Raw genomic sequence first — 14668 nt, 5'->3', positions numbered from 1 at the left:
ATATCCATCTGGAATCCATGTCTCCGCATAAGTAGGATGGATATTAACGACTTATACGGAGATTTACATGTGTAACAATTGTGTCTAAATCGCTCATTTTCCACACTCCTTTTTTAGGATTTTGATGTAAACTATGAGAGAATAAAAAAATCCCCCCAATTGTCATTGGAAGGATTAGTCGGTTACAGGTATTGATAAAGGACTTTTTTGCCATAGGAAAATGACGAAAAAAGTATAAACTGATTGATAAAAATGGACAGACTAATCCTATATTTTGTAGTTTGAAGTGATTGATTTCAACTTAAAATATAGTTTAGTTCATCATTGTTCATCCATCAGTCCTCTCATAATTGTATATTCATCGTACCAAATTTTTTCTTGAATTACAAATCAGCCTATTGTTCGCGTAACAATAGATGCGGAACAACCCGAATATAAATGATTTCTCCTATAATTTCGACAATCGTTTGTGTAACGATAATAGCAGCCACTACTGTATGTATTGGATCTGGTAAAGATAGGGCCAAGGGTAGAACGACAAGCGAATTACGTGTTGAACCACTAAAAATTAAAGCTCGACCAGATGCAAGATCAAGTTTGAATCGTTTGCCAATAAATTTTGAAATAACTGGCATGATAAGCATAAATGCCATGTAAACGGGAATGACCTTAACAATCAAATCAATGGATGTCGATAATTTCCCGATTTGTGAAGCGACAACAACAAACAGCGTCAATGCCATAAAGGGAACTGGTAGCCATGCAGAAAATTGAATGATTGTATGACCAACTACAGATTTTTTAGCAAATAGCTGAGCAATAATTGCAATGACTAATGGGATGACGATGAGCTCCAAAAATGCCTCTAGAAAAGGGCCCGCTTCAACTATTTCCGCTGCTTCATGCCCAATAAATATCCACAAATAGAAAGGTAGTAATAGCATTTGGGTCATGAAAAGAATAGGTGTCGAAATCAGCATGGCTTTTTCATTTCCACCACCGAGAGCTGTAAAAACAATGACATAGTCAATACAAGGTGTCAGTAATACCAAATAGACACCAAGTAATAAGGGTGGGTGGTTTGGTAAAAATAAAGTTAATAGCCATACAACAATTGGTACCGCTATATAGTTGACCGTTAGCAATGCCCCCAAAAAACGACGATTAGCAAAAGCTTCATTTAAAGAGCTGAAAGGAATTTGTGAAAACATGCTGTACATTAATAGCGCAATAACAAAAGAAAGGGTAATGTCCAAGCGCGTGCCTATATTAGGGGCAAATAACCCTATAGCTCCTGCCAGTAATAAAACGAATACATACAGGGAAATCTGATTTTTTTCTAATGCTTCTTTTGAAATCATTGTAATTTTACTCCTATTTATTAAACCTAGCTGACAAACTTAGGGTACCATACAATATGAGATTGGAACTATAGTTCTTGTTATTTTACTTAGTGAAAATTGCTATAAGACGGGTAGCCAAAAGGTTGATACACTCCAAACCATACTGAGAGAAAAATATTGTTCCTATAAAATTAGGTGCAAAATCCCCAAATTGTGTTCCTTTGGGTGCACCATCCTTTCGCATATTGAAAAATTTATAAGGCTCCATAAAACCACCTACTACTAGTGGATAATTAATGAGTTATGTTTAGGAGGTGAAGTTGTTTCAGTATCTAAAATTAAAATCATCGGCAGGGGGGATTAGTTTCCCCTTATTGTCTTACATACTTCAAGTTGGTTATCTTAAAAAACGACATATATCTAAAACTTAATTATTTTTAAATACGAATTAACATTTTTAATTTTTATATATAAAAAAATTAATTTGTGTAATTTATTTTTTAAATTATTTGGTGTATAATCAAATCAACCTAAAGAAAGGAATTTCATTATGGCCTATCAAGTAATCACAAATTGTCCTGTTTGCAGTAAAACTTTAAAAATTACAAAGTTGCAGTGCTCTCACTGCCACACTACGATTGAAAATGAATTTGAATTATCGAAACTGGCATCCTTATCAAAGGATCAGCTTCATTTTGTGGAAGTATTTTTAGCGTGTAGAGGGAATATAAAAGATGTTGAAAAAGAACTTGGAATTTCCTACCCAACGGTTAGAGGAAAGCTAACAGATATTATTTCATCCCTCGGATATGAGCAGAAGAAGAAGAAAAATGAAGTAGATCAAAAGAATGTTGTTACTCTGCTAGAAAATGGCGAAATCACAGCAGAAGAAGCCATTAAGCTTTTAAAAGAAGAATAGGAGGAATAAATCATGAAAGAGGAAATTGCACGAGTGTTAACGATGGTTCAGGAAGGGAAAATTGATGCAGAAAAAGGTTCCGAACTTATCCAAGTATTGCAAGAGAAAGATGAAGCAGGGAATAAGCTTTTAGAAAAACCAACTAAATATTTAGATAAAACATTAAAAGTTCGTATTGTATCAACCGAAAATGATAACGTCACTGTCAATTTACCTATCAAGTTGGTCAAGGTAGTATTAATGGCTGGACACAGTATCGCAGCTAGTATTCCACAATCTGAAAAATATGTGAAGGATCTAGATATCAGCCTTATAATGGAAGCCATCGAAAATGAATTAGATGGGCAAATCGTTGATATTAAATCGGCAAACGGGGATTCCGTTTCTGTGTTCATTGACTAGTGACCGACTGATGATACATGTCAAAGTGAAAACAAAGGATGTTCGACTTACCATCCCAATCCCATATGCGATGTTAAACATTGTTATTTCCATTTTGTCTTCAACATTATTTCAGCGTAATATAAACAAATGGACAAAAGAATACTTTGAAAGAAAAAAACTGGACTTTACCTTGCCGCCAATAGACAAAAAAACACTCAAGCCCATTGTCCAGGAGCTGAAGAATTATAAAGGGATCGTACTAGTTGATGTCAAAGCACAGGACGGTACAGTGGTAAAAGTTAAACTATAATTTATTGAAATACAACCACTTACAAGTGAAATAGTAGGTGGTTTTTTTGCATTTGCAACCGTCAATCAAGTCATAATGCTAATTGTAATACATGTCGATATAGGGAAGGTAATTTATACACCATTTAGTTTGAAAAAATTTATCCGAAAAGCCAGAAGTTAAAGAAGACACCTATTGATAGAAGGTTTATGTTTCTAAAATATAACATTTATACCTAATATAAAGAAACGTTATTGAAAACACTTGGAATTAGTTGGTATATTTTTTTGTATATTGATAATTTTCAGAACTATCATATTGATTGGAGGCCGAAAAAATTAAGAAGAATCTTTATTTATTTGTTTGGCTTTATTTTGTTTTTTCCTTGTTGCTTGCAATTTAAATAAACAAGATGATAATGAAAAGTCGACGGTTATTACGAAGGTTAATGGTAAAGAATTCATGCTGCAGGAGATAAATCCTGGTAATTTCGGTGAATATTATATAGTACTTTAGATGGATAATGACGGGAAATTCCACCTAGAATCGACCATCTTGGTTAAAAATCTCTCCACTGATGATTGGGAACAATTAGTTTTTTATTTTATACCCAATATGTTTACAAAAGCTGTCTCACCCGAGCTAGAACAGCCATCGACCGTTGCGTTTCATAACATTACAATTGATGGAAAAACGGCAACTTACACACTTGAAAAAGATACATTAAATATTCAAATTCATGAAAAGTTGACACTTAAACAAGAAATGAAAGTTCATTTTTCCTATGAATTCACTTTGCCTGATGAATGCTTTAGATTTACGAAGAGTAATAATAATTATATTTTATGAATGAATCGCCATTGGCAATATTTACAGCGGCTGCTGAGGATTTGTTTGACATGATCCGTACACACCCGTCTGCTGCAAAAATGTTTGTGCTAATGGAAAATGCACAACATCTTGATTCCTTATCGGAAGATTTAAAAGAAATTCTTACGGAAGCAGATAAATTAATAAAAAAGAGTATTCTGTTAATAGAAAAGGGGCAATTGCTAGGTGAAATTAAACAGGGAAATGCTGAAGCGCTTGCGGTAGCATTTTGGTGTTCTATACAAGGAATCACCCAATACATTGCGCTGCATCCTGAAACTCTTTGTCCCAATTCAAGGTGGGTTATTTCAATTCTTGAAATCAGGGAGGCGGATTGATAATGAAAACTAAACGGAACTTAATAATCTTTATAGTTGTTGTCTTGCTATGTGGCTGGCTTGGTGTTTTTGTAGATCATTTCATCTCTGAACAGCCTAAAGGTGACACGCTTGGGATGGGCATTTGGCTAGTATTTCCGTTGCTGACAACTATACTGTTACGTGTCTTTGCAGGAGATGGGTGTCGAGATATAGGCTTATTACCTAATTTGAAAGGTAACATAAAATGGTATATTGTCTCGTTCCTGATTTATCCTGTAATAACTTCTGTAGTTTTATTAGTAAGCTATATATTTGGCTGGATGGATTTTTCGGATTTTAATTTAGATGTATTAATTTCAGTTTTTGTTGGTGGTTTACTGCTCCAATTTGTTAAAAACTTTTTTGAGGAATCCGTTTGGAGAGGTTATTTGACAAGTAAACTTTTAACGTTAAAGGTAAATGATTTTTGGTTGTATTTTATTGTTGGTGTTGTTTGGGGAGCGTGGCATATTCCGTATTTTTTAGTGTTCTTATCAGAAAGTGATATCTTCAGTGTAATTCCTGTAAATAGGTGGCTATTTGCGTTGATAGGTATTGTGACGATGATTTGTTGGACAGTCATGTATACAGAAATTTATTTAATGACGAAAAGTATTTGGCCACTTGTCCTTATGCATATGACAGAAGATGCGCTTGTGAATCCACTTATTCTTGAAGGATATATCAAAATTACTCAGGGAAAAGAATTTCTTGTTTCTCCAACGGCAGGCATTATTACTACAATGCTTTACCTAATGGTAGGGCTTTTATTACGAACTAAGCGAAAAAAGCTGGAGAGAGAACTTGTTTCAAAATCGACTACAACAGCCATCGTTTAAAAATTTTAGCGATGAAAAAAGTTCTAGAAGCCGTTAATCTAACAAGGTTTCTAGGATTTAAAGAATTCTTGGGTGGGGAAGGTCTCCTTACTTACGACAGTTCTTTTATATCGGAAGAATGTTTGCTACTAAATTCAACTTTTTCTTCTTTCTGCTCATAATCACATAGAATCATTGTATATTGTTCACCATTCACAATCACTTTGCCTTCTTATTTCTTTCGCCAATGGCTGGCTTGTAAATCATGTTTTTAACCATCACCCTATACAACTCCATATAGAAGATGGTTATTTATTGAAATAATCATCTTCTATTGTTATGCTGCAGATCTTTTACAATAAAAGCAGATGCACTATTTTATTTAATTGTAATTTTATATCCCGTCGTATAGGACTGAACAGCTCGTGTGGTAGTTGCCTTGTGAAATCCGATAAAGGGCTTAGGCAAATAGTTTCTCAACATTCGTATCCGCTCATGAATTGCGAACAAAAAAATCATTGAGAAAGAAAGTGAAGAACATTAAAATGAGTCTATTAGTTGAAATAACTTCAAAATTGAACTATTCTAAAGGCGGTGATACGAATGGCAAATACACAATCACATGAAGCAATTTTATTTAATACCATAATTTCTACCGCTGTACAAGATGAACTAAAGCATGAGTTAAAACGATTAGGCTATAATGACTTAGCCCCAAGCCATTTTATGCTGTTATACATTGTGTACAAAAATGGCGGACGCATACAAATTAAATGTATTTGTGATACAATGCTCAAACAAAAATCAACCATTACTGAAATGATTATCCGTTTAGTCAAGACTGGTTATCTTGTAAAAGAGGGAAATAGCGAGGACAAACGAGTAATGTATGTCGTTGCAACTAAAAAAGCACTGGATGTCCAGAAATATTTTGAAGAAATTTTTGATCATCTTACAAAGAAAATGTTTCATGGATTCAGTGAAGAGGAAAAAGCTACCTCTTTTACTTTACTCCAAAAAATGTTAGGTAACTTAAGTTAGAGCAGATATGTTCTAACTTTTATTCCCCCTTATAGTTCATAATTGAACTATTTGTTTTCTATCAGCGGTTTTTGCCCCATCAAAACGATGATTTATGTTCTTTGGTAGGAATAAGTGAACTATCGTTATCATGGACATGTGAAAGAGATCAAATGCCCTTAAATTATAGATATGCAACTGAAGGCTTAGGTAAATCAATAGCACGATAATCGGATCATTGAATCGTCGATGGGAAAATTGTTGGGCTAGGGACGTCAGAAGATGCTGATTTATTAAGGGGAACACCGATTCATCTATTAAAAAATTGAAGAAATGAGAGATAATAATGAAGGATTATTTAGTGAAAGGTTTAGCATATAACGGACAAGTTCGGGTTATAGCAGCAAGAACAGTCGATACAGTAGGGGAAGCTCAACATCGACACTATACATGGCCGACCGCATCAGCAGCGTTAGGACGTTCAATGACTTTCGGCGTGATGCTTGGTTCTATGTTAAAAAATGAAGACAAATTAACCATTCGTATAAATGGTGGGGGTGATTTAGGTACAATCCTTGTTGACGCTAACGCAAATGGTAAAGTACGAGGCTATGTAACAAACCCGCAAACACATTTTCCCCTAAACAGTATTGGGAAATTAGATGTTAGAAGAGCCGTAGGAATAGATGGTATGGTAACCATTTCAAAAGATATCGGTCTACAACACCCCTTTGTAGGACAGGTACCTATTATTTCAGGGGAATTAGGAGAAGATTTCACATACTATTTAGCACAGTCTGAGCAAATTCCTTCTTCCGTTGGGGTAGGAGTTATCGTTAACCCTGATAATACAATCCAAGCAGCAGGGGGCTTTATTATTCAAGCATTACCTGGCACGGAGGCAGAAATTATTGAAGAAATTGAAAAACGTTTAGAAAATATTCCAACGATTTCAGCAATGGTACGTGATGGACTAACACCAGAAGAAATCCTAACAATGGTTGTAGGAGAGGGGAATGTAAAAATTCTCGAAACACAAGAAGTCCTATTCCAATGCACTTGCTCAAAAGATCGCTCAACGAATGTGCTAGTGAGCTTAGGAAGCGAAGAACTCCAAGATATGATCGATACAGATGGGCAAGTAGAAACACAATGTCATTTCTGTAATGAAACGTATCTATTTGACAAAAATGAATTAGAAGCAATGTTAGAACAAGCCGTTTAATCTTTAAATTTATAAAAACACCTCCTTTGAATGTGATATCCAAAGGAGGTGTTTTTTCTACAATAGCTAAAGTTTTGGCATATGTACAAGCATTTTAGATTTTTCATCCCCCTATTTCTGTAAATATAGGTCTATTTTTAATCAGCTTTGCTCTGTTATCCATTTTCATAATAGCATTGTTAAGTGGGTTGGACCGTATTCGCAAGGTAAACAAAAAAGGAACTGACTCCAGTTCCTTTTTGTTTGCCTAAAATTTTTTGATTTAAGCTTAAACAGGTTCTTTATTAAGAAAAACATTTTATTATATGATTAGCTAATAGGATTTGAAGGAGTATGATGAGATGGAAGAAAAGAAAATAACATGGTTAGAACTTTTTTATGATTTGATTTTTGTGGCAGCTGTTTCAACTGCCACTAATGTATTACTACATGTTGAAAAAGGTGAAATTCGCCCAGAGTATTTTTTGAAGTTTGTTTTAATATTTATCCCTATCTGGTGGTCTTGGGTAGGACAAACATTGTTGATTAATCGTTTTGGACAGGATTTTTTACACCAAAGGATTTTTACAATATTCCAGATGCTATTTGTCCTGATTATGACATCTAGCTTATCGGTTAACTTTGATCAATACTATTTGCCATTTCTAATTGGCTATATTGGATTAAGAGCCCTTACAGCGGTCCAATATCTAGTTGTTCAACGTTTTGAAGAAGGCAATAGAAAGGACGTTGCTCACTATTTAGGCACACGTTTTTGGATTGGCATAATCATCTCCTGTTTTTCTATCTTATTTGATTCATGGATTCGCTATAGCATATTGTATATAGGCATTCTGATTGATATCCTTGTACCTTTTTGGGGACGTAAATATTTGGTGAAGGCTCCGACTAATACATCTCATTTATTAGAACGTTTTGCTTCATTGACATTAATCCTTTTCGGAGAATCAGTTGTTAGCACCTTGTATGTGCTACAGCCACAAAAAGGGGATTGGGATTCTATTTTATTTTCAATCATCTCGTTTATTTTAATTGTTTCGATGTGGTGGCAATATTTCGAAAATGTAGAAAAGAAAGTGGACAAATCAATCGAAACATCTGGTCAGACCATTATTTATGGCCATCTTTTTGTATTAATGTCTTTGAGCATGATTGCCGCTTCCATCAAGCTTCTGTTTTTAAATGAGGTTCGTTATTCATTTGATTTATATTTTATATTCGGCTCTGTATGCCTATATTTCATGACAACTACTATAGTTTTTCATCAGTATAGGTTTAAACAAGATCGTTTAACGCTTTATCATTTAACATTATTTATTGGGATCTTAGCCACTTTCTTTATCATTAATTTGATAGTAGAAGTCCCAAACGTTGTCATCATGGGAGAGTTGACGTTGTTTTTTATCATATACGCTAAATTAACAACGGCATGAATAAAATGCTATAGATCTAAAAGATATGCTTATTTAAGTACTAAACGAAAGATGTCTAGGAATATCTTTGTTCTAAAAATTTTTAAAAATAATTCATTTCGTTTTTGACCTCTGCTGGCTATAGCCAATTAATTCAATAAGCATAAGGCTATGAATGATGATCATTCATAGCCTTTTTAATTTTATCGATAATGTAAGCCTATACAATTTTCTAACATCATTTATGGCATCTAATTTATCGAGAGGGCTTCTGACGTCCAGTAGCGAAACCATTCTAGAATCTTCTAACCACGACCAAAATGAAAGCTAAATCAAAGATGACATAAAAATACAATTTATACTGTGACATTAAAGTAAAAGATACATCGAAATAGTCATAAAGGATACGGCATATATTGAATTTTAATGGAGATGAGCTACCATCTTTTTTTAATGATTCAATGTAAGAAGTAGACCAGACAAAATGAATAATGAGGATCAAAAAGAACAATGACTTTTTATAGATGAGGAGAAAGGTATGACATATTTTAATAGTGTGTTGATATTAGGAACAGGACCAACAGCCATTCAATTAGCTGTAAATTTTAAAAGTCATCTTAATAGTAAAGTAGCCATTGCAGGTCGTGAATCTATACGTTCTAAAATTTTCTTTGAAACTATCGTTCAACATCAGCTTGCACTTCAGGTTTCTATTCAAAATACACAACATCAATCTGTTGCAGGAGAATGTACAATTGATGGATTATTTAAAGGGTACCATACAATATACGGTAATTGGGATACAGTTGTACTAAGCGTTACTTCAGATTCCTATATTACTGTATTAGAACGAATAGATATCAAAGTCTTGAGAGAAGTTAATTGCTTTATATTAATTTCACCAACGTTCGGCTCTAGTCATTTAATTACCAATTTCTTAAAGAATGTATCTCCACATGCTGAGGTCATTAGTTTTTCAACTTATTATGGAGATACTAGATGGTTGGATGACATTCCTTCCAATAAAGTTGTGACAACAGGGGTAAAGAAAACGGTCTACATCGGATCCACTCAAGCAACATCAGAAATAATAGATGAACTTTGTACATTATTTAATCGTTTGGGAATTCAATTAAAAAAAGTACCATCTCCGCTCGAAGCAGAAACAAGAAATATCTCTTTATATGTACATCCTCCTTTATTAATGAATCATTTTTCATTACAAGCTATATTTGATGAACTAAACACGCCAAAATATGTGTATAAACTTTATCCTGAGGGTCCTATCACGTATACAACAATCCGTCTTATGCTAAATTATTGGAAAGAAATGATGGCAGTTGTGAATTATTTTCATATTCAACCTCTCAATCTATTAAAGTTTATGGTGGATGATAATTATCCTGTGCATCCGGAAAGTATTGATAGACAGGAAATAGAGAATTTTAATCAGCTGGAGCCCATCCATCAAGAATATTTGCTCTATATTCGTTATGCCTCTTTGTTAATTGATCCATTCTCTAAACCAGATCAAGATGGAAAATACTTTGATTTCTCAACAGTGCCTCTTAGGAGGATTTTTATTAATCAAAATGGCGAATGGGATGTTCCCCGAATGCCAAAAGAGGATTATTATCGAGTGAAAATCATACAAGGAATTGCCAAAGCGTTGAAATTGAAAAGTCCAACGTTTGATGATCTTGTACAAACCTATGAAGAAAAACTGCGACAAGTAGTTGCATCCTCAGACCTTAAAACTTATTCAGATGCCTTTCAAGTAAAATCTTTTTCACAAGACATCAAAATGATAAGCAAGGAATTAATGTCAAATCCAAATACAAAAGAGTGATAATTATTTTGGCAAATTATATAGAGACACCTTCTTTAAAAGATGTATAATTATGTAAAAATGTTTTTATTAGGAGAGAGGCTATGCATAATTTATCTGGCAAGGTTATTCTCATCACAGGCGCTAGCTCAGGTATTGGGCTTGCTACCGCCGAGTTATTGGCGGCTCAGGGCGCTAAAGTAATTATTCATTATCATACAAATATGAAGGGGGCCGTGGAGGCTGTCCAACGTATTCATGAAAAGGCTGGAGAGGCGATTGCCATTCAAGCTAATGTTAAGAATAGAGAAGAAGTAAATACAATGGTTGAACAAGCTATTTCCTCCTTTGGCACAATTGATGTGTTAGTGAATAACGCAGGTGGTGGCATCCGCCAAAGTACATTTATGGATATGAGTGAGGAGCTTTGGGAGGAAACGTTTCAATTAAATGTCACTAGTGTTCTCCTATGCTCCCAAGCTGTATTAACATATATGATTCCCGTAAAATCCGGAAAAATCATCAATGTCTCCTCAGCGGCTGCACGAATTGGAGGGGCAGGGGAAAGTATCCATTACGCATCTGCAAAAGGGGCCATAAATACAATGACCATTGGCATGTCCAGAGAGCTAATTGACTATGGAATTATTGTGAACGGGGTAGCGCCTGGAATAGTAGAGACACCTTTTCACGATAAATTCGCTCCTGGCGTTCATCGTCTTGAGCGGCTGTCTTCTACTGTTCCTATTAAACGGGCTGCAACAGCTAGAGAAGTAGCAGAAGTTATTGCCTTCCTTTCTTCGGATGCCGCCAACTATATTCTAGGTGAGATTATAAATGTTAGTGGTGGAAGATAAATAATAGAGTAGATAACCGTGATAATCCATCATCCATCTGGACTAATTTGGTTAGGTAATAATGATGGATTTGTATTTTTTGGAAGTGAGCAAAATGAGGAATTTAACAATGAATTAAACGATTTCATTGACAATATAATTATTCCAGCAGCAAAAAAAGTGCAACTAAAATGGTTTGAAGGCGTTGGCAATCATGAAAAACGGAATTCTATTATTGCAAGCGTTTTTGAACATCGCCATTTAGGGAGCTGGCTTCAAAGAGTTTACACTTTACAGCAGGGTGATTATAAAGGGGACACTGTACCAATAATGAATCATGAATATGAGCTATGTAAAATCTCTGCTTCACTTCTTGACAATAAGGATCACTCAATCCATAACATCGTTTTTTTGCAAGAGATTGTGAGTACATGTATTTCAGGCTTTGTTGCTGCAAATGTACATGGCATAGATATCGAAACGATAGAGGCTCAGCAAGGAAAAAACTTAGCCCAAACACTCGCACACCACTATGTTCAAGAATGTTTAAAGAATAATTGGATTGCCTATTGGGATTGTATGGATATGAACAAGCCTTCTATTGCAATTGCTGAAAAAATAGGGTTCCGAAATATGTTTCATTTTACTGGCTATGAATTTTCTTTTTAACTAATGTGGAACAATGCAAACTAGCCATTTTAAATTTGAGGACTGTCAACAGCAGTCCTTTTATTTTGTCGTTTTTAATTATAAGCAGTACACTAGATCATTACTACTAAAATGACAATCTAAAAAAACTCAACAAGAAAAATACTTAGAATGGTTAAAGAGTTCAGCTATTATAAAGTAACTAAATTTTATAGTTTCATTTGCTATCCATCCAATAAATAGCCGTCTTTTTATTCGTAATATTCACAACCTTTAAAATACAAAAAATTGAAAAAATATCCACGAAGCATTATCATAGTATTCTAAAGACTTTCACAATTAAAGGCGAGGAGGATGCCAGTGTTAAAAGCGTTAAAAGTAGGTCTAGTGATTGAGCGAGCGAATCGAAGAAATTTAGTTGCACTAATTGCTGTTGTAATGATCGTTTTTGGCTTTATGTTTTATATAAAGGCGCAAGCCGTTGGTAATCAGCTTATTGAGAAAAAGGGTGATTATTATTCAACACAGGCTATACTATCAAAGTTTCAAGTGAAGGATGCTTCAGAAACAGGTGATGGTAGCGACATATTTAAAAATTTAACGAAGCAAAAAAGTAAGATTGCATTGCAAATAGCCACATTAACGATGGACAGACAATCCATGTATTATGAGGCTTCACTTCAGCTTGCTGAATTACGACAAGAGGCATTCCAATTAGAAGGATACCAAGATATCGCAGAATTATTACCCTCTAAATTACAAAATTCGATGGACTATCTTTATTTCAAATGGATGAATGATGCGGGAAGGGATACAATAACCGACTTATTTCAATACATACCTTTCTTATTATTTTTCTTTAGTTACGTAGGTGCGGGCTGGTACATATTTATTAGCTTCCAAACAAGTTCTATTTTGCTAGATGATTTTGAGCATTCTAGTTTAATTCAAGGCTTCCCTGTTCGTTTTGATTCCTATATTTTATCTAAATGTATGATTTCTTTGTTAACCATCCTAACAAGCTTTTTACTCATTTTTATTTGCGCTAGTCCTTTGTGGATCGTACATGGACTTGGTAACCCACTAGATCCTGTAGGAATTTACGTAGGAGATGCTGTATTAATCTCTTCTGTCCAATATATCGCGATGAGCCTTGGCTATATGTTCGTCATCTCCATTTTCGTCATGCTGCTGTCGATTATATTAAATGTATTACTGAAAAATATGTATTTAACATTATTCGTACACTTTATCTTGTTCTTTTTACCGATGATTTTCCCATCTTTAATTAGTGTATTTCCTTATAATCCTTTCAATTTCATGAACTTCAATGATATTTTACGAGGCGTACCAGTAGATTTAGCACAGCCTGTTGATATTACGATGAATCTAGGATTATTTATATTGTTTATTTGTATTATTTTAATGTTATTCGCTATTAAAACGTTTTTCTCAACAGGCAAAATCAAACGGGCATAGGGGAGGTACTCATTAGCATGTGGAGTTATTTCAAATTTGAATTCAAACAATTTTTTACGAATAAGAAAAACGTAGCCATCTATTTTTTGCTTGCTTTTGCAACCTTCTTTTATGTGTTTAAAATAGCACCCGCATATAATCCGATTGAACAAGTTGAATATGAAGAAATTGAGGCTCGCTATTTAACACGGCAGGAATTTTTAGATTCGATGGAAGGTCAAAATATATATAGACTACATCCGTCCATCATCTTTGCAATTGATATATTTAAGCAAATTAATCCAATAGATAAAGCGAGATTAGAAGCATTAGATGAGGGGGATCTAAAAAAATATGCAGAGGTAACGCGTGATTGGTACTACTTTACGAATGCCATTACATACAAAAGTGATTCATTCTCCTATAACTCAAAGTATTTTATAAAAAAAAATGATTATGCAGAAGATGATGCCTTTTATGCTTATTTAGAGCAGGCAGCTCGTTATGATACGTATGCGAACGCAAAGTATGAATTATCAACGGAAATTTTCGAACAGCGGACAGCGCTTCAAACGTTCGAGCGTTTATTAAAGGGATTACTACCTGTTATTTTAATTGTGTGTGTACTACTTTTAGCCATTGATATCGTCACAAAGGATCGCCGTCATCCATCCATTATCAAAGGATTTCCAATTAGCGATTGGAAAAAGCTATTAGTGAAAATGGTTGTTGTCCTACTAGGGAGTTTAGTATTATTTGTACCTCTTATAGCTGGGCTCATTATTATAGGCTTACAATCCGGCTTTGGAAATTTCAATTTACCATCACCAATGTATGCTCCTCATCTCGATTGGCGTCAGGAAGGTAAATTTGAACCGATGACTTTAGGGATGTTTTTAGGACAAACCCTCATTCTGCTTTTAACTTGGTTTATGGTCATCATCAACGTAGTGCTATTGTGCAGTATCCTATTCCGTAACGAGATGATGAATTTCGCCATCGGCTTACTCCTTATTTTTGGGGAGAAGTTTTATTTCAGCCGATATGTTGGTTACTTTTGGGATATTCAAATCTACCCAACTTCTTACATTCAAGTCGGACAAATTGTTTCAAAACAACGAAATTTTTATTATATGAATGATTTTTTAGATTTCAATTTAGGCGTACAGTTGTTACTTGTCTTAGCTGTAGTCGTCATGTTATTCATGCTGCTTACTGTTATGAATAGACGTTATAAGCTAATTAAATAGGGGGGACAC

General features: G+C 34.4%; 16 protein-coding genes. 14 read left to right on the top strand and 2 right to left on the bottom strand.

Annotated elements, in window-relative coordinates; translation table 11 throughout:
• Positions 1–395 precede the first annotated feature (395 nt).
• Positions 396–1361 (bottom strand): arsenic resistance protein, encoded by a 966-nt coding sequence (locus KVT27_RS08900; protein WP_036126006.1) that lies wholly within the window; start codon positions 1359–1361, stop codon positions 396–398.
• 85 nt (positions 1362–1446) lie between these two features.
• Positions 1447–1611: a hypothetical protein gene (locus KVT27_RS08895; protein WP_158499492.1), complete on the bottom strand. Its 165-nt coding sequence runs from the start codon at positions 1609–1611 to the stop codon at positions 1447–1449.
• 282 nt (positions 1612–1893) lie between these two features.
• Between KVT27_RS08895 and KVT27_RS08890 the strand changes: the two genes are divergently transcribed.
• From KVT27_RS08890 to KVT27_RS08825, 14 genes are all read left to right on the top strand, one after another.
• Entirely contained in the window at positions 1894–2262 is a 369-nt protein-coding gene (locus KVT27_RS08890) for a DUF2089 domain-containing protein (RefSeq protein WP_036126004.1), read from the top strand.
• Positions 2263–2274: 12 nt separating this feature from the next.
• On the top strand, positions 2275–2664 hold the full coding sequence (locus tag KVT27_RS08885) for an SHOCT-like domain-containing protein (RefSeq protein WP_036148449.1): 390 nt from the start codon (positions 2275–2277) through the stop codon (positions 2662–2664).
• Positions 2665–2674: 10 nt separating this feature from the next.
• Positions 2675–2956: a hypothetical protein gene (locus KVT27_RS08880; RefSeq protein ID WP_025115219.1), complete on the top strand. Its 282-nt coding sequence runs from the start codon at positions 2675–2677 to the stop codon at positions 2954–2956.
• Between the two features lie 534 nt (positions 2957–3490).
• The gene (locus tag KVT27_RS08875; RefSeq protein ID WP_144422585.1) at positions 3491–3784 is read left to right on the top strand and encodes a gluzincin family metallopeptidase; all 294 of its coding nucleotides are present in this window, start codon (positions 3491–3493) and stop codon (positions 3782–3784) included.
• The gene (locus tag KVT27_RS08870; RefSeq protein WP_052059854.1) at positions 3781–4143 is read left to right on the top strand and encodes a hypothetical protein; all 363 of its coding nucleotides are present in this window, start codon (positions 3781–3783) and stop codon (positions 4141–4143) included. The genes KVT27_RS08875 and KVT27_RS08870 overlap by 4 nt, the downstream gene beginning before the upstream one ends.
• A gap of 2 nt (positions 4144–4145) precedes the next feature.
• Positions 4146–5003 (top strand): CPBP family intramembrane glutamic endopeptidase, encoded by an 858-nt coding sequence (locus KVT27_RS08865; RefSeq protein WP_036148448.1) that lies wholly within the window; start codon positions 4146–4148, stop codon positions 5001–5003.
• 582 nt (positions 5004–5585) lie between these two features.
• Positions 5586–6023, top strand: a complete 438-nt coding sequence (locus KVT27_RS08860; protein WP_036148446.1) for a MarR family winged helix-turn-helix transcriptional regulator — start codon at positions 5586–5588, stop codon at positions 6021–6023.
• 325 nt (positions 6024–6348) lie between these two features.
• Positions 6349–7227 carry an Hsp33 family molecular chaperone HslO gene (hslO, locus tag KVT27_RS08855; protein WP_036125993.1) on the top strand — a complete coding sequence of 293 codons (879 nt, stop codon included), beginning with the start codon at positions 6349–6351 and terminating at the stop codon, positions 7225–7227.
• Positions 7228–7568: 341 nt separating this feature from the next.
• The gene (locus KVT27_RS08850; protein ID WP_036148444.1) at positions 7569–8660 is read left to right on the top strand and encodes a low temperature requirement protein A; all 1092 of its coding nucleotides are present in this window, start codon (positions 7569–7571) and stop codon (positions 8658–8660) included.
• Between the two features lie 517 nt (positions 8661–9177).
• Positions 9178–10488, top strand: coding sequence for an opine metallophore biosynthesis dehydrogenase (locus KVT27_RS08845; protein ID WP_036148442.1), 1311 nt, complete (start codon positions 9178–9180; stop codon positions 10486–10488).
• An 83-nt stretch (positions 10489–10571) separates the two neighbouring features.
• On the top strand, positions 10572–11324 hold the full coding sequence (locus KVT27_RS08840; RefSeq protein ID WP_036148441.1) for an SDR family NAD(P)-dependent oxidoreductase: 753 nt from the start codon (positions 10572–10574) through the stop codon (positions 11322–11324).
• A gap of 18 nt (positions 11325–11342) precedes the next feature.
• Complete coding sequence (locus KVT27_RS08835) at positions 11343–11972, top strand: GNAT family N-acetyltransferase (RefSeq protein ID WP_052059853.1); 630 nt, start codon at positions 11343–11345, stop codon at positions 11970–11972.
• A 333-nt stretch (positions 11973–12305) separates the two neighbouring features.
• A complete protein-coding gene (locus KVT27_RS08830) occupies positions 12306–13430 on the top strand; it encodes an ABC transporter (RefSeq protein WP_191967697.1) in 1125 nt (374 codons plus the stop codon).
• A 17-nt stretch (positions 13431–13447) separates the two neighbouring features.
• Positions 13448–14659, top strand: coding sequence for an ABC transporter (locus tag KVT27_RS08825; RefSeq protein ID WP_036125979.1), 1212 nt, complete (start codon positions 13448–13450; stop codon positions 14657–14659).
• Positions 14660–14668: the final 9 nt, after the last annotated feature.

The organism is Lysinibacillus sp. GbtcB16, from assembly GCF_019091145.1.
Classification (GTDB): Bacteria; Bacillota; Bacilli; order Bacillales_A; family Planococcaceae; genus Lysinibacillus; species Lysinibacillus fusiformis.
This window is presented reverse-complemented; position numbering and strand designations above follow the sequence as displayed.

Excerpts from the sequence above, each read along its gene's own strand:
- KVT27_RS08865 (WP_036148448.1), top strand. The coding sequence starts at position 4,146 with ATGAAAACTAAACGGAACTTAATAATCTTTATAGTTGTTGTCTTGCTA.
- KVT27_RS08885 (WP_036148449.1), top strand. The coding sequence starts at position 2,275 with ATGAAAGAGGAAATTGCACGAGTGTTAACGATGGTTCAGGAAGGGAAA.
- KVT27_RS08830 (WP_191967697.1), top strand. The coding sequence starts at position 12,306 with ATGCCAGTGTTAAAAGCGTTAAAAGTAGGTCTAGTGATTGAGCGAGCG.
- KVT27_RS08850 (WP_036148444.1), top strand. The coding sequence starts at position 7,569 with ATGGAAGAAAAGAAAATAACATGGTTAGAACTTTTTTATGATTTGATT.
- KVT27_RS08890 (WP_036126004.1), top strand. The coding sequence starts at position 1,894 with ATGGCCTATCAAGTAATCACAAATTGTCCTGTTTGCAGTAAAACTTTA.
- KVT27_RS08895 (WP_158499492.1), bottom strand. The coding sequence starts at position 1,611 with ATGGAGCCTTATAAATTTTTCAATATGCGAAAGGATGGTGCACCCAAA.
- KVT27_RS08880 (WP_025115219.1), top strand. The coding sequence starts at position 2,675 with ATGATACATGTCAAAGTGAAAACAAAGGATGTTCGACTTACCATCCCA.
- KVT27_RS08825 (WP_036125979.1), top strand. The coding sequence starts at position 13,448 with ATGTGGAGTTATTTCAAATTTGAATTCAAACAATTTTTTACGAATAAG.
- hslO (WP_036125993.1), top strand. The coding sequence starts at position 6,349 with ATGAAGGATTATTTAGTGAAAGGTTTAGCATATAACGGACAAGTTCGG.
- KVT27_RS08860 (WP_036148446.1), top strand. The coding sequence starts at position 5,586 with ATGGCAAATACACAATCACATGAAGCAATTTTATTTAATACCATAATT.
- KVT27_RS08900 (WP_036126006.1), bottom strand. The coding sequence starts at position 1,361 with ATGATTTCAAAAGAAGCATTAGAAAAAAATCAGATTTCCCTGTATGTA.
- KVT27_RS08870 (WP_052059854.1), top strand. The coding sequence starts at position 3,781 with ATGAATGAATCGCCATTGGCAATATTTACAGCGGCTGCTGAGGATTTG.
- KVT27_RS08840 (WP_036148441.1), top strand. The coding sequence starts at position 10,572 with ATGCATAATTTATCTGGCAAGGTTATTCTCATCACAGGCGCTAGCTCA.
- KVT27_RS08845 (WP_036148442.1), top strand. The coding sequence starts at position 9,178 with ATGACATATTTTAATAGTGTGTTGATATTAGGAACAGGACCAACAGCC.